At 71.6% G+C, this 21581-nt stretch carries 15 protein-coding genes; 11 read left to right on the top strand and 4 right to left on the bottom strand.

The genetic code is table 11. From position 1 onward, the window contains the following. Window positions 1-117: 117 nt before the first annotated feature. Window positions 118-381, bottom strand: a complete 264-nt coding sequence (locus tag OOK38_RS04350; protein ID WP_266763391.1) for an antitoxin — start codon at window positions 379-381, stop codon at window positions 118-120. A gap of 24 nt (window positions 382-405) precedes the next feature. Then, window positions 406-591, bottom strand: a complete 186-nt coding sequence (locus OOK38_RS04345) for a gliding motility protein (protein WP_323178781.1) — start codon at window positions 589-591, stop codon at window positions 406-408. Window positions 592-836: 245 nt separating this feature from the next. Between OOK38_RS04345 and miaA the strand changes: the two genes are divergently transcribed. The 6 genes from miaA to hflX all read left to right on the top strand — a co-directional run bounded on the left by miaA (window position 837) and on the right by hflX (window position 9297). After that, the gene (miaA, locus tag OOK38_RS04340; RefSeq protein ID WP_266763393.1) at window positions 837-1775 is read left to right on the top strand and encodes a tRNA (adenosine(37)-N6)-dimethylallyltransferase MiaA; all 939 of its coding nucleotides are present in this window, start codon (window positions 837-839) and stop codon (window positions 1773-1775) included. A 107-nt stretch (window positions 1776-1882) separates the two neighbouring features. Beyond that, window positions 1883-2422 carry a hypothetical protein gene (locus OOK38_RS04335; protein WP_266765889.1) on the top strand — a complete coding sequence of 180 codons (540 nt, stop codon included), beginning with the start codon at window positions 1883-1885 and terminating at the stop codon, window positions 2420-2422. 127 nt (window positions 2423-2549) lie between these two features. After that, window positions 2550-3419: a diaminopimelate epimerase gene (dapF, locus tag OOK38_RS04330; RefSeq protein WP_266763394.1), complete on the top strand. Its 870-nt coding sequence runs from the start codon at window positions 2550-2552 to the stop codon at window positions 3417-3419. 291 nt (window positions 3420-3710) lie between these two features. Continuing rightward, complete coding sequence (locus OOK38_RS04325; RefSeq protein WP_266848127.1) at window positions 3711-5906, top strand: bifunctional (p)ppGpp synthetase/guanosine-3',5'-bis(diphosphate) 3'-pyrophosphohydrolase; 2196 nt, start codon at window positions 3711-3713, stop codon at window positions 5904-5906. Window positions 5907-6035: 129 nt separating this feature from the next. Next, complete coding sequence (locus OOK38_RS04320; RefSeq protein ID WP_266763396.1) at window positions 6036-7532, top strand: M1 family metallopeptidase; 1497 nt, start codon at window positions 6036-6038, stop codon at window positions 7530-7532. A 268-nt stretch (window positions 7533-7800) separates the two neighbouring features. Continuing rightward, window positions 7801-9297, top strand: coding sequence for a GTPase HflX (gene hflX, locus OOK38_RS04315; RefSeq protein ID WP_266763397.1), 1497 nt, complete (start codon window positions 7801-7803; stop codon window positions 9295-9297). Between the two features lie 187 nt (window positions 9298-9484). Here the strand turns inward: hflX and OOK38_RS04310 are convergent, their stop codons facing one another. Further along, window positions 9485-10669, bottom strand: coding sequence for a serine protease (locus tag OOK38_RS04310; RefSeq protein ID WP_266763398.1), 1185 nt, complete (start codon window positions 10667-10669; stop codon window positions 9485-9487). A 188-nt stretch (window positions 10670-10857) separates the two neighbouring features. Continuing rightward, window positions 10858-12087: a serine protease gene (locus OOK38_RS04305; protein ID WP_266763399.1), complete on the bottom strand. Its 1230-nt coding sequence runs from the start codon at window positions 12085-12087 to the stop codon at window positions 10858-10860. A gap of 595 nt (window positions 12088-12682) precedes the next feature. On the opposite strand from OOK38_RS04305, the gene OOK38_RS04300 reads away from it, so the two are divergent. The 5 genes from OOK38_RS04300 (at window position 12683) to OOK38_RS04280 (ending at window position 21554) form a co-directional block, all read left to right on the top strand. Further along, the gene (locus tag OOK38_RS04300) at window positions 12683-14029 is read left to right on the top strand and encodes a diaminobutyrate--2-oxoglutarate transaminase family protein (RefSeq protein WP_266765890.1); all 1347 of its coding nucleotides are present in this window, start codon (window positions 12683-12685) and stop codon (window positions 14027-14029) included. 423 nt (window positions 14030-14452) lie between these two features. Further along, entirely contained in the window at window positions 14453-16300 is a 1848-nt protein-coding gene (locus tag OOK38_RS04295; protein WP_266765891.1) for an IucA/IucC family siderophore biosynthesis protein, read from the top strand. A gap of 39 nt (window positions 16301-16339) precedes the next feature. Continuing rightward, window positions 16340-17155: a GNAT family N-acetyltransferase gene (locus tag OOK38_RS04290; RefSeq protein ID WP_266763400.1), complete on the top strand. Its 816-nt coding sequence runs from the start codon at window positions 16340-16342 to the stop codon at window positions 17153-17155. A 57-nt stretch (window positions 17156-17212) separates the two neighbouring features. Further along, window positions 17213-19447: an IucA/IucC family siderophore biosynthesis protein gene (locus tag OOK38_RS04285; RefSeq protein WP_266848125.1), complete on the top strand. Its 2235-nt coding sequence runs from the start codon at window positions 17213-17215 to the stop codon at window positions 19445-19447. A gap of 88 nt (window positions 19448-19535) precedes the next feature. After that, on the top strand, window positions 19536-21554 hold the full coding sequence (locus tag OOK38_RS04280) for an ATP-dependent DNA helicase (RefSeq protein WP_266763402.1): 2019 nt from the start codon (window positions 19536-19538) through the stop codon (window positions 21552-21554). The last annotated feature ends 27 nt before the right edge of the window (window positions 21555-21581 follow it).

Genomic DNA, 21581 nt, shown 5'->3' with positions numbered 1-21581 from the left:
CCGCCGACCGCCGACCGCCGACCGCCGTGTGCCGGCCGCCGTGCCCGCACCGGGCCGGACACGGCGGACGGCCGGAAGCCCGAGGGCTTCGCGGCCGTCCGCCGATGTGTGGGTCGTTCAGGATGTCTGAGGCGGCGCCGGCATGTCCGGTGGGGGCGTGACCCCGCCGCCGTCCTTGTGCGCGAGGCGGTCCATGGCGTCCTTGGCCTTGCCCGTGCCCGTCTGGATCTTGCCGCTGTACTTGTGCTTGGTCTTCTCGTCGACCACCTTCGCGGCCTTGTCGAGGCCGTGCGTGACCTTGTGCCCGTGCTGCTGCGCGAGCCCGGAGACCTTGTCCTTGGCGGGCTCCAGCTTGGCTTTCAGATTGTCCATCAGACCCATGGTTCGCCTTCCCTCGCGGGACAGTTATGTGCGGGCGCCCTCGCCCGCCTCGTTGTCGGCGGCCTGTTCGGCGGTCTGCTGCTTGGGGATGTCGACGTCCTCCGCGGTGTCGGTCCCGGCGGTCCCCGCCGTCGCCTCGCCCTCGTTGTCGGACGAACCCTCCGCCGCCACTTCCGCCTCGGTGCCGTCCGGCTGTACGGCAGTCTCCACCTCGGCGGGTGACGCCTCCTCCGTACTCTTTGACCTCCGGAGAAGTCGTGCAAAAACGCCCATATCCACTCCATACGTTACTCGTGAGGGCGAAATTCCGCGTCGCCCGGTGCGTCCCATTGCGTCGCCCGGGTCACCGGTTCTCGGAACCGGCGGCGGGAACCTCGCATCAGGCAACGAACCCGGACCCGCGGCGTCACGTAGCTCGTTGGAGGAGAGGGCCGGGGGTTTGCGAGACTGGGACCGTGAGTAGCGCACCCCCCGCCCCCCGGGTCATCGCCGTCGTCGGACCGACCGCCGCAGGAAAGTCCGATCTGGGCGTTTTCCTCGCCAGGCGTCTCGGAGGCGAGGTCGTCAACGCCGACTCGATGCAGTTGTACCGAGGGATGGACATCGGTACCGCCAAGCTGACGCCCGATGAGCGCGGCGGCGTCCCGCACCACCTCCTGGACATCTGGGACGTGACGGTCACCGCCAGCGTCGCCGAGTACCAGCGGCTCGCCCGCGCCCGCATCGACGCGCTGCTCGCCGAGGGGCGCTGGCCGATCCTGGTGGGCGGCTCCGGGCTGTACGTCCGAGGGGCCGTCGACAACCTGGAGTTCCCCGGCACCGACCCCGAGGTGCGCGCCCGTCTGGAGGAGGAGCTCACCCTGCGCGGCTCCGGAGCGCTGCACGCGCGGCTCGCCATGGCCGACCCCGAGGCCGCGCACGCGATCCTGCCCAGCAACGGCCGCCGTATCGTCCGGGCCCTCGAGGTCATCGAGATCACCGGCAAACCCTTCACCGCCAATCTGCCCGGCCACGACTCCGTGTACGACACCCTCCAGATCGGTGTCGATGTGGCACGCCCCGAGCTCGACGAGCGCATCGCGCGCCGGGTGGACCGGATGTGGGAGGCCGGGCTCGTGGACGAAGTGCGCACCCTGGAGGCGCACGGCCTGCGCGCGGGGCGCACGGCGTCACGCGCGCTCGGATACCAGCAGGTCCTCGCGGCGCTCGCCGGGGAGTGCACCGATGCCGAGGCCCGCGCCGAGACCGTACGCGCCACCAAGCGCTTCGCGCGCCGTCAGGATTCGTGGTTCCGGCGCGACCCGCGGGTGCATTGGCTCAGTGGGGCTGCGGCGGATCTCACAGAACTGCCGGAACTCGCACTGGCGTTGGTCGAACGACCGGTCACAGCCTGATCACGTCATGGCATCGGGACGCTCCGGCCGTCATCCGGGCCTCCGGCGCCGTGCCATCATCGAGCTTCGATCGACCAGTGAAGTCCGAGTTGGGAGGGCGCGTGGCGATGGAGGCCGGCCCTCGCGACACTGCACGAGGCACTGAGTACGGTGCTGATCCGGACGGAGTCCGACTGAGCATCGATCCGGACGCCGATCCCGGCGTCGAGCCGGAGCTGGGCGGAGAGCGCCTGAGCTCCGACGGCCCCGAGGAGACCCCCGACGGGGTGATCGCCGACGGTCCCGGCCCCGGCGAGATGTCCCCGGAACCGGAGGTCGAGGTCGAGCTGCGCCCGCAGCGCCGACTGCGCATCTGGCAGCTCGCGCCCATCGTGGCGCTGGCCGCGACCGGTTCGCTGATGTTCGCCTTCCCGCTGGCCTTCGAGTTCGGTGACGGCGGTGCCGTGGTCGCCATGCTCGGCCTGCTGATCTGCTCGTGCGCCGCCGGCTGGGGCTTGATGGCCGCCCGCCGGGTCGGCTACGCCCTGCCCGGCTTCCCGCCGCGCGGCTCCGGCCGCCGCCCGGACTGGCGTGTGGTGATCGCGTACGTCGTGGTCGTCGCCGCGGTGGCGGTGCTCGCCGTGTGGCGCGTGGCCCGGCTGCGCTGACTCCCCCGGCCCGGTCCGCCGGGTCACGGACCCGATCCCGGTCACCCGGCCCGACGCGGACGTGGGTGCCGTAGCTGCCCCGCCCCGCGCTGCCCGGACCGTCGTGCCGACCCCGTACGATCGAGGGATGAGCACGCGGATCGCCTTCCTCAAGGGCCACGGGACCGAGAACGACTTCGTGATCGTCCCGGACCCTGAGAACGTCATCGACCTGCCCCCGGCCGCTGTCGCCGCGCTGTGCGACCGCCGCGCGGGCATCGGCGGCGACGGTCTGCTGCACGTCGTACGGTCCGCCGCGCACCCCGAGGCCCGGCACATGGCGGCCGAAGCGGAGTGGTTCATGGACTACCGCAACGGCGACGGCTCGGTCGCCGAGATGTGCGGCAACGGAGTGCGTGTGTTCGCCCGCTACCTCCAGCGCGCCGGGTATGTGGCCGAAGGAGATACGGCCGTCGCCACGCGCGGGGGTGTGAAGACCGTGCACGTCGCCAAGAACGGAGACGTCACCGTCGGCATGGGCAAGGCACTCCTTCCCGGGGGAGAAGTGACGGTGAGCGTCGGCGAGCGCAGCTGGCCCGCGCGCAACGTGAACATGGGCAACCCGCACGCCGTCGCCTTCGTGGACGACCTCGCGCACGCCGGCGATCTGTTCACGCCGCCGCCGTTCACCCCGGCGTCGGCGTACCCGGACGGGGTCAACGTCGAGTTCGTGGTCGACCGGGGACCCGGTCATGTCGCCCTGCGGGTCCACGAGCGAGGCTCCGGAGAGACCCGCTCCTGCGGCACCGGCGCGTGCGCCGTGGCCGTCGCCGCGGCCCGCCGCGACAACGCCGACCCCGCCGTGACCGGCACCCCGGCGACGTACACCGTCGACGTGCCCGGCGGACGCCTGGTGATCACCGAGCGCGCGGACGGCGAGATCGAGATGACGGGCCCCGCGGTGATCGTCGCCGAGGGCGAGATCGACGCGGAGTGGCTGGACGACGCGCGACGCTGAGTCGCGCGGCCGGGGGACAGGCGCGACCTGTCCCCTCTTGGCGCGAGGCCGTACGTCCGTCTTGCTGCGACGCCGTACGTCCGTGCCGTCCCTTCCGAAAGTTCGAAACCGTAAACCCAAAAACCTTCGCTCGAATGGGTGATCCGTTTCACGCTCGGCGAGAGGCGGTCAACCGGGCGTGGTGGGCTCGGTAGCATCAAGCACCGGCCCGGACGGGGGACCGACACGATCCCCTGAGCCGAGTACGCCATGGGGCACCCGTCCGCCGGTCTTACGCAGCCGGAGGTGCCCATGAGTGCGGAGGCGACGAATCCCGCGACGCCAGGCCCTGCAATGCCCGCCCCCGAGCGCTCGCCCTCGCTGGAGCCGGGGGTGGCCCCGGCGCACCGCAGGAAAGGGCGTCCCCGGATCGACCTGCGCCGCCTGGGGCGGGCCGCACTGCTCGGGCCCGCGACCCGTGACCGGCTGCCGGACGCCATCGGGCATGTGGCCGAGGCGCACCGCGCCCACCACCCCGACGCCAAACTGGAGCCTCTGCGCCGGGCGTACGTCCTCGCGGAGTCCTCGCACCGCGGCCAGATGCGCAAGAGCGGCGAGCCGTACATCACCCACCCGCTCGCCGTGACCCTGATCCTCGCCGAACTGGGCGCCGAGACGACGACGTTGACCGCCTCCCTGCTCCACGACACCGTCGAGGACACGGAAGTGACGTTGGATCAGGTGCGGGAGGGGTTCGGCGACGAGGTCTGCTATCTCGTCGACGGCGTCACCAAGTTGGAGAAGGTCGACTACGGAGCCGCCGCCGAACCGGAGACGTTCCGGAAGATGCTGGTCGCGACGGGCAACGACGTGCGGGTGATGTCGATCAAACTCGCGGACCGGCTGCACAACATGCGGACCCTCGGCGTCATGCGCCCCGAGAAACAGGCACGGATCGCCAAAGTGACCCGGGACGTGCTGATCCCGCTCGCCGAGCGGCTCGGTGTCCAGGCGCTCAAGACCGAGCTGGAAGACCTCGTCTTCGCGATCCTGCACCGCGAGGAGTACGAGCACACGCGGGAGCTCATCGCCGAGAACGCCGGCCGCGACGACGACCCTCTCGCGGAGATCGCGGAGGAGGTGCGCGTGGTCCTGCGCGACGCCGGCATCCAGGCCGAAGTCCTCATAAGGCCACGGCACTTCGTCTCCGTGCACCGCGTGTCGCGCAAACGCGGCCCGATGCGCGGCGCCGACTTCGGACGCCTCCTGGTGCTCGTGAGCGAGGACGCCGACTGCTACGGCGTCCTCGGCGAACTGCACACCTGTCTCACCCCGGTGGTCTCGGAGTTCAAGGACTTCATCGCCGTCCCCAAGTTCAACCTGTATCAGTCGCTGCACACGGCCGTGACCCGTGGCGACGGCCAGGTCGCCGAAGTCCTCATCCGCACGCACCAGATGCACAAGGTGGCCGAGGCCGGAGTCATCGCGCTCGGCAATCCCTACGCTCCGCCGTCGGAGGAGCAGCCGGACGGCGGCGGGGACCGCCCCTTCGACGGCGAGCGCGCCGACCCCACCCGTCCCGGCTGGCTCTCCCGGCTGCTCGACTGGCAGCAGGGCGCCCCGGACCCGGACACCTTCTGGTCGACACTCCGCGAAGACCTGGCCCAGGACCGCGAGATCACCGTGTTCCGCGCCGACGGAGGCTCGCTGGGCCTTCCGGAAGGCGCCAGTTGCGTCGACGCGGCCTACGCGCAGTACGGCGAGGACGCGCACGCCTGCATCGGAGCCCGCGTCAACGGCCGCCTGGCGACGCTCAGTACGGTCCTGAAGGACGGCGACACCGTTCAGCTCCTCATGGGCCAGGACCCCGCCTCCGAGCCGTCCAGGGAGTGGCTGGAGCACGCGCACACGGCCGCGGCGCGGATCGCCATCCAGCGCTGGATGGCCACGCATCCCGCACCCGGCGACGAGGAGACGTCCGGGACCTCCGCCACGAGCCCCAGGCCGCCCGTCGAGGCCCCGGCCCGCCCCACCGAGGCGCAGGTCGCCCGTCCCGCGAGCGCCGTCGCCGACCCGCCCGGCGCGTCCGTACGTATGGCCGGCTGCTGTACGCCCGTACCGCCCGACGAGGTGACCGGCTTCGCCGTCCGCGGGGGAGTGGTCACCGTGCACCGCGTGGAGTGCGCCGGAGCGGCGCGCATGAAGAACGCGGGGCGCGCGGAGGTCGGTGTGCGCTGGGGGGACACCACCGAGTGCCGCGTCACCCTGGTCGCCGAGTCCTTCGGGCGCCCGCATCTGCTCGCCGACCTCACCGAAGCCATCGCGGCGGAGGGGGTCGCCGTCGTCTCGGCGACCGTCGAACCGCCCAGCCAGCAGCGGGTCCGCCACACCTACACGCTCCAACTCCCGGACGCGGCGCGCCTCCAGGCCCTGATGCGCGCGATGCGCAATGTGCCCGGCGTGTACGACGTGAGCCGGGCCCAGCATCCGGCGACGGCGGCCCAGTAGACACCGGGCGCCGCGCGCCCCACGCCGGCCACCGGACACCGGCCCCGATGAGCCTCCTTGCGGACCCGTTCGGGTGGGACGGGCGCGAGTCGCCACCGCGGGACCCGTGCGCGCTGGTAGCGGTGGTCCATGCCGCTCAACCCCACCCCCACGCCCGTACGCCCGAGGAGCCGCCGTGTCACGTCGGCCCTGCTCGCCTCGGCCGTCTCCGTCTGTCTGATCGCCGCGAGCGCCCCGGACCCGGCCTCGCCCCTGGGAGTGGGTGACCGGCTCTTCCCCACCCTCGGCAACCCCGGCTACGACGTCGAGTCGTACGACCTCGACTTCACCTACCCCGGCACCAACGACAAGCCGCTCACGGCCGTCACCACGATCGACGCACTGACCACGGCTTCACTCGACCGCGTCAATCTCGACTTCGCGCACGGAACGGTGCGATCGGTCGAGGTCAACGGGGCGTCCGCCGACTTCGCGAGCGCCGGCGACGACCTGGTCGTGACGCCCGCCGAACCGCTGTCCGCCGGGAGCCCGCTGCGCATCACCGTGCGGCACACCAGCGATCCGGTCAGCGCGAAGGACCAGGACGGCGGCTGGGTGCGGACCAAGGACGGGCTCGCGATGGCCAACCAGGCCGACGCCGCGCACCTGGTCTTCCCGTGCAACGACCACCCCTCCGACAAGGCGATGTTCACCATCCACGTCACCGCGCCCGAGGGGTACACCGCCGTGGCCAACGGTCTGCCCGAGGGCACCGACCGGGCCCGCGGGGCCACGACCTGGACGTATCGCACCGAGCACCCCATGGCCACCGAGCTGACGCAGGTGTCCATCGGCCGCTCCCGCGTGCTCCACCGCGCGGGGCCGCACGGCCTGCCCGTACGCGATGTCGTCCCCGCCGCCGACCGCGCGACGCTCGAACCGTGGCTCCGGAAGACCCCCGGCCAGATCGCCTGGATGGAGGGCAAGGTCGGGCGCTACCCCTTCGAGACGTACGGGCTGCTGATGGCGCAGGCGCAGACCGGCTTCGAGCTGGAGACGCAGACGCTCTCGCTCTTCGAGAAGGACCTCTTCACCGAGCCCGCGTACCCGAAGTGGTACGTCGAGTCGATCATGGTGCACGAGCTGTCCCACCAGTGGTTCGGTGACAGCGTCAGCCCCCGCACCTGGTCCGACCTGTGGCTCAACGAAGGGCACGCCACCTGGTACGAGGCCCTGTACGCCGAGGAGAAGGCGAACAAGCCGATGGCGGCCCGGATGAAGGCCGCCTACCGCCTGTCCGACTCCTGGCGCGCCGCCGGCGGGCCGCCCGCGGCGCCGAAGGCACCCAAGCCCGGCAACAAGATCAGCATCTTCCGGCCGAACGTCTACGACGGCGCGGCCCTGGCCCTGTACGCGCTGCGGCAGGAGATCGGGCGCCCGGCCTTCGAACGCCTGGAGCGGACCTGGGTGAGCGTCAACCGGGACGGCGTGGCCTCGACGGCCGACTTCGTGGACCTCGCCTCCGCCGTCGCCGCACGCGATCTGAGCGGGTTCTTCAAGGCGTGGCTCTACGCCGGGAAGACACCGCCGATGCCGGGGCACCCGGACTGGAAGAGCGACGCCCCCAAGGCGCGCAAGCACGCGTGAGGCGGCGGGGCCCGCGGGCGCGTGCATCGAGGGGACCGGGAGCACACCGGCACCCCGCGAGCGCGATGCCCGCGGGTGCGCGGCGGGGCCCGATAAGTCACGTGACGAGACGGGCCGTACCGTGCGACCATCTTCGAGCCGGCGCCGCGGCCCCTTTCGGAGGTTCGGCACGGCCGGAACCGGGAATCTCCCGGTGGCCTCGGGCGTTGTTCTGTGTGACGGACCGCGTTCGTCGGCCCGCGGCTCTCCCCAGCTACGTAAGGATCCAATGACCTCCTCTTCTTCCCCTTCCCAGGACGCGCAGAGTTCCGCGCAGAACTACCCCGAAGGTCTTCGGGCCGATGCCCTGATGGAAGAGGACGTCGCCTGGAGCCACGAGATCGACGGAGACCGGGACGGCGAGCAGCTCGATCGCTCCGAGCGCGCGGCCCTGCGCCGTGTGGCGGGCCTCTCCACCGAACTCGAGGACGTCACCGAGGTCGAGTACCGACAGCTCCGCCTGGAGCGCGTCGTCCTCGTCGGTGTCTGGACCTCGGGGACCATTCAGGACGCGGACAACTCGCTGGCCGAGCTGGCCGCTCTCGCGGAGACCGCGGGGGCGCTCGTGCTCGACGGCGTCGTCCAGCGCCGGGACAAGCCCGACGCGGCCACGTACATCGGTTCCGGCAAGGCCAATGAGCTCCGGGACATCGTGATCGAGACCGGCGCCGACACCGTGATCTGTGACGGTGAGCTGAGCCCAGGCCAGCTGATCCACCTCGAAGACGTCGTCAAGGTCAAGGTCATCGACCGTACGGCCCTGATCCTCGACATCTTCGCCCAGCACGCCAAGTCCCGAGAGGGCAAGGCGCAGGTCGCGCTCGCGCAGATGCAGTACATGCTGCCGAGGCTGCGCGGCTGGGGTCAGTCGCTGTCCCGTCAGATGGGCGGCGGCAAGGGCGGCGGTCTCGCCACCCGTGGTCCCGGTGAGACCAAGATCGAGACGGACCGGCGCCGTATCCGCGAGAAGATGGCGAAGATGCGCCGGGAGATCGCGGACATGAAGACGGGCCGCGAGATCAAGCGCCAGGAGCGCCGCCGCAACAAGGTGCCATCGGTCGCCATCGCCGGTTACACCAACGCCGGCAAGTCGTCCCTACTCAACCGCCTCACGGGAGCGGGCGTCCTCGTCGAGAACGCCCTGTTCGCGACCCTCGACCCGACCGTGCGCCGGGCCGAGACCCCGAGTGGGCGGCTGTACACGCTGGTCGACACGGTCGGTTTTGTACGCCACCTGCCGCACCACCTGGTCGAGGCGTTCCGCTCCACGATGGAGGAGGTCGGCGACTCCGACCTGATCCTGCACGTGGTGGACGGTTCGCACCCGGCTCCGGAGGAGCAGCTGGCCGCGGTGCGCGAGGTCATCCGTGACGTCGGCGCGACCAAGGTGCCCGAGATCGTCGTGATCAACAAGGCGGACGCGGCGGACCCGCTGGTGCTTCAGCGGCTGATGCGGAACGAGAAGCGTTCCATCGCGGTCTCGGCCCGTACCGGCCAGGGCATGGACGAGCTGCTCGCACTGATCGACAACGAGCTGCCGCGTCCCAAGGTCGAGATCGAGGCGCTCGTTCCGTACACGCACGGCCAGCTGGTCGCCCGCGCCCACACCGAGGGCGAGGTGATCTCCGAGGAGCACACCCCGGAGGGCACGCTGCTCAAGCTGCGGGTCCACGAGGAGCTGGCGGCGGACCTCGCACCGTACGTCGCGGCGCCCGCGCTCCGCTGAGAGCACCCGCTCGGCGACTGCTCCGGCAAGGGCAGCCGCTCGGCACTTCATCCGTTCCGGATGTCCGAAGGCCCGCCCCCTGTCGAGGGGGCGGGCCTTCGTCGTGGGCGAGCGCCCGTGACCGTCGGCGCGTGTCCATGGACTGCGGGCCGTGACCTGAGCGCGCCGTCCGTGAGGGTGCGGGTGCCTACCGGCCGCCGTACTCCTCGCTCATCCGCTCGTAGAGCGCCTGGGCGCCCTTGCCCAGCTGTGGTCCCGCCAGCCAGGTGTTGCCGGCCGGACCGATCGAGGTGTTCGAGACGAGCTCGGTCCTGCCGTCGACGACCCGGAACCAGCCACCGCCGGACGAACCGCCGGTCATGGTGCAGCCGATGCGGTACATCGTGGGCAGGGCCGGGTCCAGCGAGAGGCGGCCGGGCTCGTCGACACACTTGAACATGGCGAGGCCGTTGTACGGCGGCGCGGCCGGGTAGCCCCAGGCGCCCATCGCGGTGACGTCCTGGGCGGACGGCGCGGAGAAGTCCACGTCCAGCGCGTTGCCGACGGTCTCCTCGAGGGACTTGGCGCCCCGCTCAGGCTTCACGTGCAGCACGGCGTAGTCGTACGGGGCGCCCGCGCCGCCCGTCTCGTCGCCGCCCGAGATCCACTCGTCGGAGGCCGAGGCCCAGTCCGCCCACCACTGGCCGTACGGCGCGATCTCCGACGCCGTGGCGCTGCCGAGCTGCGCCTCGGACCTGCCCCGGTCGTTGTAGGACGGCACGAAGGCGATGTTGCGGTACCAGCCGCCGCCACCACCGGCGTGCACACAGTGGCCCGCGGTCCACACGAGGTTGGACCTGCCGGGGTGGTTCACGTCCTTGACGACCGTGCCCGAGCAGACCATCGAGCCCTCGGGGGAGTCGAAGAAGACCTTGCCGACCGGTGCGGCGTGGTCGTGGTACGGGGTCTTCTCGGCCTTGGCGTCGACGGGTTCCGGCTCCGGATCACTGACGCCCTGGTCGGCCGCCGCGTCCTTCGCGGAGATCGTCTTGTCCGGGTCCTGGGCGGACTTCATCCGCTCGGGCTTCCACAGCCCGTCGATCACCGGGTTGACGAAGTCCTTGGCCTCGCTGAGCCACTTGTCCTTGTCCCAGTTCTTCCAGGCGCCGTTCTTCCACTGGTCGACGTCGATGCCGTGTTCTTCGAGCTTGTCCTTGATGCCGTCCGGGATCTCGATCTTGTCGTCGCCGCTCTCGGATCCCCGCGCCGCGGAGGCCGTGGACCCGCCGCTCGCCTTGTCGTCACCGGAGTCGCAGGCGGTCGCGGTGAGCGCCAGGACGGCCACGAGGCCGGTGGCGGCGAGGACCGCGGGACGCCGTTTTGAGGAACGCATGGTGGTGTGACCCCCGTTGAAGCTCAGTGTCCGTGCTTGCCGGGCGTGGGGCGGGCCCTGCGGGGAATCCGCCCCGACGCGGCACCCACCCCACTGCGCCCGGCCGAGGACGAACGGCGGTGGACCGGTGACGCATTTGCGCGAACCGTCCCACCGCCGTCCGTCCGAACCCTGTTACGTCGTCGGCGTCACTGTCCGGCGAACTTCCCGCTCACCGAGTCGTACACGCCCTTGGCCACATCACCCAGCCGCGGACCCGCCAGCCAGCCGAACTTGACCGGGCCGATGGAGGTGTTGGACACCAGCGCCGGCTTGCCGTCCGAGCCCGCGGCCACCCAGCCGCCGCCCGAGGAACCGCCGGTCATGGTGCAGCCGATGCGGTACATCGTCGGGTCGGCCTGCGCGATCGACAGCCGGCCCGGCCTGTCGGTGCACTGGTACAGCTTCTGGCCGTCGAACGGCGCCGCGGCCGGGTAGCCGGTCGCCGTGATGCTCGAGACCTTGGGCACGGCCGGCGCGTTGAAGTTCACCGGCAGCGCCGAACCCACCGTCTCCTCGAGCGACTTGCCGTCGCTGCCCTTCTCCGGCGTCACGTGCAGCACGGCGAAGTCGTACGAGGCGCCCTGTCCGCCCGTGGTGCCGCCCTGCTCGATCCACTGGTCCGAGGTCTGCGCCCAGTCGCTCCACCAGACGCCGTACGGAGCGACCTCCTGCCGCGGGGCGCTCTCCATCTCCGCCGCCGTCTTGCCGGAGTCGTTGTACGAGGGCACGAAGGCGATGTTGCGGAACCAGCCGCCCTTCTTGCCGGCGTGCACGCAGTGGCCCGCGGTCCACACCAGGTTGGACTTGCCCGGGTGCGCCGGGTCCTCGACCACCGTCGCCGAGCAGACCATGGTGCCCTCGGGGGAGTCGAAGAACACCTTGCCCGCCTCGGGCACGTTGCCGTGGTACGCCGTCTTCACGGCCTGCGCCGTCACCGGGGCCGGCTCCGGGTCGGTGACGCCCTGGTCACCGGTGAGGTCGGCGTCGTCGACACCCTTGTTCTTGTCCGGGTCGTCGGCACCGCGCATCCGGTCCGGGTCCCAGAGGTCCTTGATGATCGGGTTGATGAAGTCGTCGGCCTCGCGCAGCCAGTCGTCCTTGTCCCAGTTCTTCCAGGCGCCGTTCTTCCACTTGTCGACGTCGATGCCGTGCTCTTTGAGCTTGTTCTTGATGTCGTCCGGGATCTGGATCTTTCCGTCGCTCCCCTGGGACGCGGAGGCGCTCGACTGACCGCTCGCCGTGTCGTCGCCCGAGCCGCAGGCGGTGGCGGTCAGCGTCAGGGCCACGGTGAGGCCGACGGCGGCCAGGACGGGGGACGTTCTGCGGCGCGCGCTCCTGCCTCGACGAGCGGCGAAGGGCGGGCGTATGGATCGCATGGTGTAACTCCCCCTGAGCGTATGGGAACTAGGTGGTGCGTAGGCGGGTGCCGAGCGGTTCGTTCGGTAGAACCGAACGGCACCAAAGACTATGCGGTCGCTGTGGGGGACGTCCGACGGAACGGCAACGGTTCAGCTACGGGGGGTCCGGTCGGGCAACCCGCCGGGAACGACTCTCCGGCGCCGGAGGACCCGGCACGCCCCCGGTGCCCGGACGCCGCATGTCGCGGTGCCCGGCACCGGCGGCCCGGCGGCCCATGTCGGCCCGGCCCTTGCCCCGTAGCCCAACCTGCCCCCCCCCCGTGCCAGATGTGAGGACAAGGACCGGGACCGGGCCCGAGCGGCGAGGTTCCGGCACGGCAAGGAACTTCGAATTCACCCGCTTCCCAACGCGAGCAGCGTCGTTGGTACGTACGGGGGGCCTGACGTCTGCGTTCGGAACCCCCTGCCAACTCGCCTCTGGACAGCGGGAGGACCGGAAGTCGTGGCCGTGACCGATTCAGCGGTGGTGCCGGTGGGGGCGCCCGGGGAATCCCAGGGGGCGCGGGACGGTGGTGCCGCAGCGGCCGAGGGGGCGCGCGCGGCGCACGAGGGGATCCTGCGGCGCCAGTCGGCGCGCGAATCGGCGGCACGGACCTACGCGCGTGCCCTGCCGATCGTCCCCGTGCGGGCACGCGGGCTGACGATCGAGGGCGCCGACGGCCGCCGCTACCTCGACTGCCTCTCCGGCGCCGGGACCCTGGCCCTCGGACACAACCATCCCGTGGTCCTGGAGGCGATCAGAAAGGTCCTCGACTCGGGGGCGCCCCTGCAGGTCCTGGACCTCGCGACTCCGGTCAAGGACGCCTTCACCACCGAACTCTTCCGCACGCTCCCCCCGCGCTTCGCCGAGCGCGCCCGGGTCCAGTTCTGCGGACCGGCCGGGACGGACGCCGTGGAGGCCGCGTTCAAGCTGGTGCGCGCGGCCACCGGCCGCACCGGCATGCTCGCGTTCACCGGCGCCTACCACGGGATGACCGCGGGTGCGCTCGAGGCCTCCGGCGGCGCGACCGACGGACGCGTCGCGCGCCTGCCCTATCCGCAGGACTACCGCTGCCCGTTCGGTATCGGCGGCGACCGCGGTGCCGAACTCTCCACGCGCTGGACGGAATCCCTCCTCGACGACCCCAAGTCGGGTGTACCGCTCCCCGCGGGGATGATCCTCGAACCCGTCCAGGGCGAGGGCGGCGTCATTCCGGCGCCGGACGCCTGGATGCGGCGGATGCGGGAGATCACGGAGGCCCGGTCCGTCCCGCTGATCGTGGACGAGGTCCAGACGGGAGTGGGCCGGACCGGCGCCTTCTGGGCGGTGGAACACAGCGGGATCACCCCGGACGTGATGGTCCTGTCCAAGGCCATCGGCGGCAGCCTGCCGCTGGCCGTCGTCGTCTACCGCGACGACCTCGACGTCTGGCAACCCGGCGCCCACGCCGGCACGTTCCGTGGCAACCAACTGGCGATGGCCGCCGGCACGGCCACCCTCGCCCACGTCCGCGAGAACGGCCTCGCCGAACGCGCCGCCACCGTCGGGGCCCGCATGCTGACCGAACTCCTCGGCCTCGCGTCGGAATTCCCCTGCATCGGTGACGTACGCGGCCGCGGCCTCATGATCGGCCTCGAACTCGTGGACCCCGAAGGGCCACCGAGTCCCACCCCCGACGGCCCTCGCCCCGCCGCCCCCGAACTCGCCGCGGCCGTACAGCGAGAGTGCCTGCGCCGAGGCCTCATCGTCGAACTCGGAGGCCGTCGTTCGAGCGTCGTGCGTCTCCTTCCTCCCCTGACGATCAGCGACGAACAGACGTCCGCCGTGCTCGACCGGCTCGCGGACGCGGTGAAGGCGGTGGCACAGGGAGACCCACGACTCGGCAGGGACGGGAAACGGGCCACCGACGGTTCGCGGTGACGGTCTGAACGGCACGGCATCGGCCGTACGACCTCGGGCGGAGCGTGCTGGATCCCCGGTCGGCAGAGGGCACGACCTCGGCGAACGCTCGCCGGCGATGGATCACAGCCCCAGCCGACTGCCGTCCCCACCGGTACGCCACCCGCAGTCCCCATCGGCACCCTGCCCTTCCCCCCACGACAACCGACCAGGAACTCCAAGAGCCCAACGCGACCCCGTACCGCCCAGGTTCGTCGCCGCACGAGCCCGAACGACCTTCAAGGAACTCTCGTGAACGCCACCCCCGCCCCCGACAGCCCTCCCCCCGCGTACGAACGCGCGGCCCGCGGCACCTCGACCCCGCACCTGTCCGGAGCGGAGTCGGTTCCCCGGCAGAAGGAGGGGGACCGGGCGCCCGAGCGGCCGCGCGAACCCGGCGTCGACCTGCTGGATCACCCCGACACCCGGACGGCGGCGCAGGCCGCGGCGGTCGAGAACCTGCTGCGCTGCTGGGTACGGGAGAACAACCTCTCCGCCCCCGACGACGGCACCCTTCGCATCGCGCTGCCGGCCAGCGGCGCCGCCCTGCTCGTTCCCGTCCGGCACTGGTCCGCCTCCGGCTGGCACCGCTTCGGCCTCCCCCGCCTAGCCGACGCTCCCGAGGAGGCACCAGCCACCGACGCGGTGACGGTCGCGGCCCTCTTCGCACGGCAGACGGCTGCCGGAGCGCCGACCGCGGGCACGCCCCTCCCGGCGCCCACCGCCGAGCGGGCGGGAGCCGCGCCGAGCCACCGCGAAGCCCACTCGGACGACCCGGCCGGCGCGGGCGCCGACCTCGTGGGCCGCGTCGCCGACTCGGTCCGCCGCACGGCCGTGTTCATCAGGGACCGCAGGGAACACCCCGACGACACCTCCGACCTGTTCCTCGCCGCGGAGCAGGCCCTCCTCCTCGGCCACCCGCTGCACCCGACACCGAAGGGACGCGAGGGCCTCTCCGAGAGCGAAGGCCGCCTCTACTCACCCGAGTTGCGCGGCTCCTTCCCCCTGCACTGGATGGCGGTCGCCCCCTCGGTGCTCGCGGCCGACTCGGCGTGGACGGAGCGCGGACGCCCCGTTTCGGCGGAGCAGCTGACGACGCGGCTGGCCGGTACCGACCTGACGCTCCCCGACGGCTACGCCGCCGCACTGCCGCTGCACCCCTGGCAGATGCGCGAGATCCAGCACCGCCGTGACACCGCGGCCCTGCTGGACGCCGGGCTGCTCCGGGACCTCGGTCCGCGGGGTACGGCGTGGCACCCCACCTCCTCCGTCCGCACCGTCTACCGCACCGGCGCCCCGGCGATGCTGAAGCTGTCGTTGGGCCTGCGCATCACCAACTCCCGTCGTGAGAACCTCCGCAAGGAACTCCACCGGGGCGTGGAGGTCCACCGCCTGCTGCGCGGCGGCCTGTTCAAGCAGTGGCAGGCCGTCCACCTCGGCTTCGACATCGTCCGCGACCCCGCCTGGCTCGCCGTCGACGGCCCGGACGGCAACCCGCTTCCCGGGCTCGACGTGATGATCCGCCACAACCCGTTCGGCCCGACGGACGACGTCGGCTGCGTCGCGGGACTGGTCTCACCACGCCCGCACGTCCGACCCGGCACGCTCGACCCGGCGGAGCGCGGTCCCCACATGAGGTCCCGGCTCAGCGAGGTCGTCACACGCCTCGCCGGCCGCACCGGCCGCCCGCGCGGCGCCGTCTCCACCGAGTGGTTCCTGCGCTACCTCGAACACGTCGTGCGCCCCGTGCTCTGGCTGGACAGCGAGGCGGGCATCGCGCTGGAGGCGCACCAGCAGAACACCCTGCTCCTGCTGGACGCGGAAGGCTGGCCCACGGGCGGCCGCTACCGGGACAACCAGGGCTACTACTTCCGGGAGTCGCGGCGCGCGGAACTCGACACCCGGCTCCCCGGCATCGGGACGCACAGCGACACCTTCGTCTCCGACGAGGTCACCGATGAACGCTTCGCCTACTACCTCGGCATCAACAACGTGCTCGGCCTCATCGGTGCGTTCGGCTCCCAACAGCTCGCTGACGAGAGGCTGTTGCTCGCCGCGTTCCGGCGCTTCCTCGCCGACGTCGTCACCGGCCCGTCCCGACTGCGGTCGCCTCTGCCCGCTCTGCTGCTCGACTCACCCGTCCTGCGCTGCAAGGCCAACCTGCTGACCCGGCTGCACGGCCTCGACGAACTCGTCGGTCCCGTCGACACCCAGTCCGTCTACGTCACCATCTCCAACCCCCTTCATTCCTGAGGAACATGACCCACCCCGCCTTCTGAGAGGAGCGTCGTCGTGCCTCCCACCGACGCGAGCACCGACGCGAGCACCGACGCCGGCACCGCCCGCGCCACCCGACCCGACCCCGGAGCCGCCCCCGGTCCCGTATCCCTCGCGGACCCCGGTTCGGACCCCGGCGCAGGCACGGACAGCGAGGACACGCTCGACCTGCGTCTCCCCGACGAGCTGATCGCTCTGTTCGCCGGGGACTCCGGGGACGGCGGGGACAACGAGGCCCGGGACGGGACCGCCGGCGGGGACGACCTTCTCGACCGTGTCGGCGGCTGGGGGCCGACCGCGACACCCGCGGGCGTCTTTCATCTCGTCCCCGCGCGCACCGAGCGCGATCTCCCGCTCATCACACGCTGGATGAACGACCCCGCCGTCGCGGCGTTCTGGGAACTGGCGGGATCCGAGTCCGTCGTCGAGGAGCATCTGCGCCGGCAGATCGACGGTGACGGACGCAGCGTTCCCTGCCTCGGGACACTGGACGGCACCCCGATGAGCTACTGGGAGATCTACCGCGCGGATCTCGATCCCCTGGCACGCCACTACCCCGCCCGACCGCACGACACCGGAATCCACCTCCTCATCGGTGGTGTCGCCGACCGCGGGCACGGACTGGGCTCCACCTTGCTCAGAGCCGTCGCCGACCACGTACTGGAAAAGCGCCCCTCGTGCGCTCGTGTCGTCGCGGAACCCGATCTTCGCAACACCCCCTCCGTGTCCGCGTTCCTCAGCGCCGGCTTCCGGTTCTCGGCCGAGGTCGATCTGCCCGACAAGCGCGCAGCCCTCATGATCCGAGACCGGGCCCTGCGCGATCTGTCGTAGAGCCGTCACTCTTGGTACACCGCTCGTCCCGATTCGGTTCCCTGTCGAGGAGTTCCCGTGTCGAATCCATCCGCCACCCCGGCCGCCGGAGAGACGCCCGCCCTCTACGACCCACCCGAGCTGCGCGCGGACCGCTGGGAGCAGGCCGGCCGCCGCCTGCTCGCGAAGATGATCGGCGAGTTCGCGTACGAGGGGATCATCGAGCCGGAGCCGGAGCCGGAGCCGGAGCCGGAGCCGGAGCCGGAGCCGGAGCCGGAGCCGGAGCCGGACCTGGCCTCCACTCCGGCTTCGATCTCGGCCTCGGACCAGCCCTCCCTGTCGGCTTCGATCTCGGCCTCGGACCAGCCCTCCCCGTCGGCTTCGATCTCGGCCTCGGACCAGCCCTCCCCGTCGGCTTCGATCTCGGCCTCGGACCAGCCCTCCCCGTCGGCTTCGGACCAGCCCTCCCCGTCGCTCTCGGTCCCGGTCCCGCCCTCGGCCCCAGCCCCGAGCTTCGCCCCGGCCCCGATCTCGGACCCAGCTCCGGCCTCGGCCTCGGCCTCGGCTGCACCCCAAGCCTCGCCACCGCACCCGTCCTCCGCCGCCTGCTCCGCCTCGCCCTCCGTCCCGCGCGCGGCTCCCAGCGGCACCCGCAGCGCCCCGTACGCACTCCGACTCGACGCGGGCGGCACTCTGTCCTTCCGTGCCCGCCGTACCGCGTACGGCAGTTGGCGGGTGGACCCCGACTCCCTCGCCCTCAGGGACGTGGACGCGGAACGCCGGCCGTTCAGCGACCCCGTCGGCTTCCTCACGCGCGCCCGCGGCACGCTGGGGCTCGACGGGGCGACGCTCGGGCACGGCATCCGTGAGCTGAGTACGACACTGGCCGCGGATGCACGCCTCGACCATGAAGCCCTCACGGCCGCCGAGCTGGCCGACCTCGGTTACGCGGAACTGGAGGGCCACCAGACAGGCCACCCGTGGATCGTCCTCAACAAGGGCCGCCTCGGCTTCTCCGCGCGGGACGCCGGGCACTGGGCACCGGAGGCCCGCAGAGCGACACCCCTTCCGTGGATCGCGGTGCACACCGGGCTCGCCACCTACCGCGGTGTCGGCGGCCTCGACACGGCGGACCGCCTGTACGCGCGCGAACTGGCCCCCGCCACCCGGGAGTCCTTCGACGCGGTGCTCCGCGAGCGCGGGCTCGCCCCGGAGTCGTACCTCTATCTGCCCGTGCACCCCTGGCAGTGGGACGACGTCGTCCTGCCTCTCTTCGCTCCTCACATCGCCACGGGCGCGATCGTGCCGCTGCACTCGGACGGCGATCTACGACTGGCCCAGCAGTCCGTCCGTACGTTCGTCAATGTGTCGCGTCCGGAACGGCACACCGTGAAACTGCCGCTGTCCGTCCTCAACACCCTGGTGTGGCGCGGCCTTCCGACCCAGCGAACGCTCGCCGCGCCCGCCGTCACCACCTGGATGCATTCCCTCCGCGATGCCGACCCCTTCCTGCGGGACACCTGCGGGGTGATCCTGCTCGGCGAGGTCGCCTCCGTGACCGTGGGACATCCGGTGTACGACGCGCTCCCCGAGGTGCCCTATCAGTACAGGGAACTGCTCGGGGCGATCTGGCGCGAGCCGGTCTCCCGCCACCTGGCACCCGGCGAACGCGCCCGCACCCTGGCAGCCCTGCTGCACACCGACCTGGCGGGCCGCTCCTTCACCGCCCAGCTGGTGGCCCGTTCCGGACTCGCCCCGAGGGCCTGGCTGCGCCGTCTCTTCGCCGTGCTCCTGCCGCCGCTGCTGCACTTCCTCTATCGGTACGGCACCGTCTTCAGCCCCCATGGCGAGAACGCGATCGTTGTCTTCGACGACCATGACGTCCCCGTGCGGCTCGCGGTGAAGGACTTCGTCGACGACATCAATGTGAGCGCGGAACCCCTGCCCGAGCACGCCTCCATGCCGGACGAGGTGCGGCGGGTGCTGCTCACCGAGCCGCCGGCCTTCCTGATCCAGTTCATCCACTCCGCGCTCTTCGTCGGAGTGTTCCGCTACCTCGCACCGCTCTGCGAGGAGCACCTGGGTGTTCCCGAGGATGAATTCTGGTCCCTCGTACGAGGGGAGATCATCCGCCACCAGACACGTTTCCCCGAGCTCAAGGACCGTCACGAGATGTTCGACCTGCTCACCCCGCGTATCGAGCGGCTGTGCCTGAACCGCAACCGGCTGCACCTGGACGGTTACCGCGATCGCCCGGCGCGCCCGCACGCCGCCGTCCACGGCACCGTCCCGAACCCTCTTCACCAGCCGTGACGACCCGGCCCGCACGCGGCTTGATCACGCCTCGGGTTCCGGCCGTGATCGCTCGGTTGTCAGTGGCGCCCCGTAGGCTGGCAGCGCTATGACGAAGCCCTCACTCCCCGAACTCCTGCATGCTGCCGTCACTGCCGTCGGCGGTACGGAGCGCCCTGGCCAGGTGACCATGGCCGAAGCGGTCGCCGGTGCCATCGACGACAGTTCCCACCTGCTGGTCCAGGCGGGCACCGGTACCGGAAAGTCGCTCGGCTACCTGGTGCCCGCGCTCGCGCACGGGGAGCGGGTGGTCGTCGCGACCGCCACCCTGGCGCTCCAGCGGCAGCTTGTGGAGCGGGACCTGCCGCGCACCGTCGACGCGCTGCACCCCCTGCTGCGCCGCCGCCCCGAGTTCGCGATGCTGAAGGGCCGGTCGAACTACCTGTGCCTGCACCGCCTGCACGAGGGCGTGCCGCAGGACGAGGAGGAGGGCCTCTTCGACCAGTTCGAGGCGGCCGCGCCCACCAGCAAGCTGGGCCAGGACCTGGTGCGGCTGCGTGACTGGTCGGACGAGACCGAGACCGGTGACCGGGACGACCTCACACCGGGTGTCTCCGACCGGGCCTGGGGCCAGGTGTCGGTGTCGTCCCGGGAGTGCCTCGGCGCGACGAAGTGCGCCTACGGGGCGGAGTGCTTCGCCGAGATGGCCCGCGAGCGGGCCAAGCTCGCGGAGGTCGTCGTCACCAATCACGCGCTGCTCGCGATCGACGCCATCGAGGGCGCGCCGGTCCTCCCGCAGCACGAGGTGCTGATCGTCGACGAGGCCCACGAGCTGGTCTCCAGGGTCACCGGTGTCGCCACCGGCGAGCTCACGCCCGGACAGGTCAACCGCGCCGTGCGCCGCGCCGCGAAGCTCGCCAACGAGAAGGCCGCCGACCAGCTCCAGACCGCCGCCGAGGGCTTCGAGCGCCTGATGGAGCTGGCCCTGCCCGGACGCCTGGAGGAGATCCCCGAGGACCTGGGGTACGCGCTGATGGCCCTGCGCGACGCCGCCCGCACGGTGATCACGGCCATCGGCTCCACCCGCGACAAGTCCGTCCAGGACGAGGACGCGGTGCGCAAGCAGGCACTGGCGTCCGTCGAAGCCGTGCACGCCGTGGCGGAGCGCATCGCCAACGGCTCCGAATGGGACGTCGTCTGGTACGAGCGGCACGACCGCTTCGGAGCCTCGCTCCGGGTCGCTCCGATGAACGTGTCCGGGCTCCTCAGGGAGAAGCTGTTCGCCGACCGCTCGGTCGTCCTGACGTCCGCGACCCTCAAGCTGGGCGGCGACTTCAACGGCGTGGGAGCGTCGATGGGGCTCGCCCCGGAGGGCACGGAAGGAGAGGACCTTCCCCAGTGGAAGGGCGTCGACGTCGGCTCGCCCTTCGACTACCCCAAGCAGGGAATCCTGTACGTCGCCAAGCATCTGTCGCGCCCCGCCCGGGACGCCGACCGCGGCGACATGCTCGACGAGCTCACCGAGCTGATCCAGGCCGCCGGCGGTCGTACGCTCGGCCTGTTCTCCTCGATGCGTGGGGCTCAGCTCGCGGCCGAGGAGCTGCGGACCCGCATCCCCGAGTACCCGATCCTGCTCCAGGGTGAGGAGACGCTCGGCGAGCTGATCAAGAACTTCGCGGCCGACCCGAAGACCTGCCTCTTCGGCACGCTCTCGCTCTGGCAGGGCGTGGATGTGCCGGGCACCAGCTGTCAGCTGGTCGTCATGGACAAGATCCCCTTCCCCCGCCCCGACGACCCGCTCATGAGCGCCCGCCAGAAGGCGGTCGAGGACAACGGGGGCAATGGCTTCATGGCCGTCGCCGCCACCCACGCCGCGCTCCTCATGGCCCAGGGCGCCGGCCGCCTCGTAAGGGCTTCCGGGGACCGGGGCGTGGTCGCCGTACTGGACCAGCGTCTGGCCACGGCTCGCTACGGCAGCTATCTGAAGGCCTCGCTGCCCGACTTCTGGTACACCACGGACCGCAATCAGGTCCGTCGATCCCTCGCCGCGATCGACGAGAAGGCGAGGGCGGTCGAGGAGACGGCAGGGCAGGCCGACGAGCCCGCGAGTGAGGCGGAGGACGCGTAGCGCCCCGGCCCAGCCCATGGCCCCTGG

Origin of the sequence: Streptomyces sp. NBC_00568 (assembly GCF_026341855.1) — a bacterium.
Taxonomy (GTDB): Bacteria; Actinomycetota; Actinomycetes; order Streptomycetales; family Streptomycetaceae; genus Streptomyces.
The sequence above is the reverse complement of the archived record's forward strand: the minus strand, read 5'-3'. Positions and strand labels throughout refer to the sequence as shown.